Source organism: Geobacter sp. OR-1 (assembly GCF_000813145.1).
In the GTDB taxonomy this organism is placed as follows: domain Bacteria; phylum Desulfobacterota; class Desulfuromonadia; order Geobacterales; family DSM-12255; genus Geoanaerobacter.
Genome location: NZ_BAZF01000047.1, coordinates 1 through 2868 on the forward strand (window position 1 = coordinate 1; position 2868 = coordinate 2868).

Genomic DNA, 2868 nt, shown 5'->3' on the forward strand with positions numbered 1-2868 from the left:
CCATAAACTTTGTTGCTGTGAACGGCATAACCGCTGATCGTTAAATTGCTCGACACCGTCTTGCTATGGCACTCGACACAACCCAGTGCCGTGCCGAGCGACGGATTGGCGCTGGTGGAGATGTGGGCCGAGTGCTTCTTGGTGGTGAGCGTGGCGGCATCGGCGCCATGGCAGCCATTGCAGTTCAGGGTGCCGCCCCAGGTGACCGTTTTATTGAAGTGACAGACGTTGCTGGTACAGGTCCGCGGGCTCTTGTTCCAGTTGAAAGAACCGACCGTGCCATCGGCCTTGACATCCGGCGTACCGTCTACATGCTTGATGCTCCCGCTCAGGATAGAGTTACCAGCAGGAGACACGGTCTCGACATGGCACCGGTAACAGGTGGCTGCGCCACCGTAATTGACGACATGCTTTCTGTGACTGTTGGCAGAGTAACTCCCCTGGGCGCCGCTCTTGTAGTTCGGCTCACCGGCGATACTGGAAAAATGACCAAACCTGTTGTCAGTTCCGTGGCATTGAATACAGTCCGCATATACTGTCGATGAATTCCAGCCGGTTCCGGCGGTAAACGGCACGCTTTGACGCCCCTTGCCGTCGCTGTGACAATAGACATTCGCGCAGACGCCGTCTGCAGGAGTGTAATTCTTACCGGCCCGTGCGCCTGAATACTCCTTCAGGGTATTAACATGGTTTGCAACGATGCTGATGGCCGTGTCGTTGCTGACCGTCTTTCCGTGGCAGGCAGCACAACCTATGGCAGTCCCGAGAGAACTGTTGGATCCGGTATTGATGTGAGAAGCATGCTTTCCGGAGCTGATCGGCGTGCCACTGGTCTCGTTGCCGCCATGGCACCCGGCGCAATTGGCAAAGCCGCTGGAATCGCCCCAGGCTGGGGAGGCTATATTACCCTGCCCCCCTGCCCCATTTGAATGGCAGTAGAAATTCGCACACTGGCCATAAGGGAGGTTCGGGGCAAGCTGGTTTGTATTTGTTGTTGCCGAACCTCGGTAAGTAGCCAATGTCCCTAACTTGGGATCAGCGGTCTTCAACTCCCACCGGCTGACTCCCTGGACATGGGAATTATCTACTGATGAAGGGTGACACTTGTCGCACGCTATTTCATAGTAACCGGAGCTCTGCAGCCCGGTGTGCTTCTGATGGCTTCCCAACGTTGGCGGATTCGAAGCAGTCGAAGGGTGACAGCTACCGCAGGTTGCAGTTCCGGTTGGTGCGCTCCACCACCAGGTTGTATAACTGCCAAAACCGTTAATAGGTGGCTTGACAGTAGTCTCGCCTACCTTGACCCCGCCGCCGTGGCAATAAACCTGAGAACACTTGTTGGCATTGGTATAATTCGAAACCACCTTCGCCATGGTGGTATTAGGCGTGGAAGACGACACCCGGTAACCCCGGCCTGCCGATGACCATGGCACATATTTTCCGCTTGTCACCTTGCCGCCGAAACCATAAAAGCCGATCTGGATGGTGTTTGAGAGGTTCGGCATCTTGATGCTGCCATCGGAGATATAGTGGCAGGTATCACAGACCATACCTCTGTCCGTGTGGGCCTCATGCACACCGGCCTCGCCGGCTTTCAGCGCCTTGCTTGCCTTGGGAGTCTTAATAAGGCCGTCGGGAGCGCCAAGCGTGGAAGTTGTCGGCGGGTTGCCATGGCAGCCGCCACAGGAGGCTTTAAATCCGGTATTATGAGAATGACAACTGGTGCAGACACCGGCCTGGCCACCCTGCGCCGGGTGCCCCAACTTGGGATTACCGGTATTGTTGTTGGAATCGGTGTTGTGATAGGTGAGCTGGCTGTGGCAGACCTCGCAGATCCGGTTCGATGTCGTGTGTGCAGCCCGGTCATTACCCATGCTGGTATTATTCTGAAAATTAACCGTTACCGATTGGCTCCCCCCTGGGAAGGTGTGAGACGACCATGGGTTCATGACAGAGATGGTTTTCCTGATGTTTTTCAGGTTTTCGGCAAGTGGCTCATGACAGGTGGCGCAGGTAAACTCGCCGTAACGGCCACCGGCGATACCCCACCGGCCGTTCCACCTGGTGGACCCGGTATCCCGGCTGTTGTGCATCAGGTCGGCGGCAGCGACTGGCATCGATCCCAATACCGCCAGTCCGAGTATAGTGCATAAAAACGCCCTAACTCCGGGTCTCCGCTGTTTCACGCTGCGCGAACAGGTTATCTGCTTGCCCATGGTATCTTCACCTTTTCTTGCGAGAATCGATTTATACATAACGCTGCCTTTTTTTGCCATCACTATTGGTTGGCGTGGCAGCTGAAGCACTTAAGCTTATTGCCCCAAATGATCCCGGACTGATTGACGTGACAAGCAGTATTGCACGACTTTTCAACCGGGTTCCAGGTCGATGTGCTCAGATCAGTACTGTCGTAGGCATCGTCTGCCTTGTAACTGCCGTTACGCATCCACGAACCGCCGGCATTGGCAACGTTTGAGAGCTGCGCTTTGGTCTTGAACGGGTATGCAGTAGTCGGGAACGCCACATCCTTCTTCCCGTTGATATGCAGCCCGGTGCCGACAATGTTCCCTGCCTGCAGTTTGGTTGTGGTGCCGGCGGTATGGCAGCTGGCGCACTCGAACGGGCTGCCGGTGCCGAACATCGCGTAGGTGTCCGGTTTGGCAGGATCGACAATGCCGCTATGGCAGATGTCGCACTTGATGGTGTCAGCATAGGCCGTATTACCGTGCGCCGCGCTGCCGCTGGAAGTAAAGCCGAGGAAACCGTTAAGTCCCGGGCCTTTGGAAATATTCTTGAAATGGATCCCCACCAGGTGACCGGACGGCTTGTACGGCGGGGTATTGTTCATTCCCATGAGGCTATTGCCGT

General features: G+C 55.8%; 1 protein-coding gene and 1 pseudogene. Both read right to left on the reverse strand.

The features are described 5' to 3' along the window. Positions 1-2216, reverse strand: a 2216-nt coding sequence (locus OR1_RS20360) for a CxxxxCH/CxxCH domain-containing protein (RefSeq protein ID WP_160295292.1), incomplete at its 3' end; no start/stop codon positions are given. Between the two features lie 62 nt (positions 2217-2278). After that, a pseudogene (locus tag OR1_RS20365) lies at positions 2279-2868 on the reverse strand (CxxxxCH/CxxCH domain-containing protein); the annotation flags it as partial.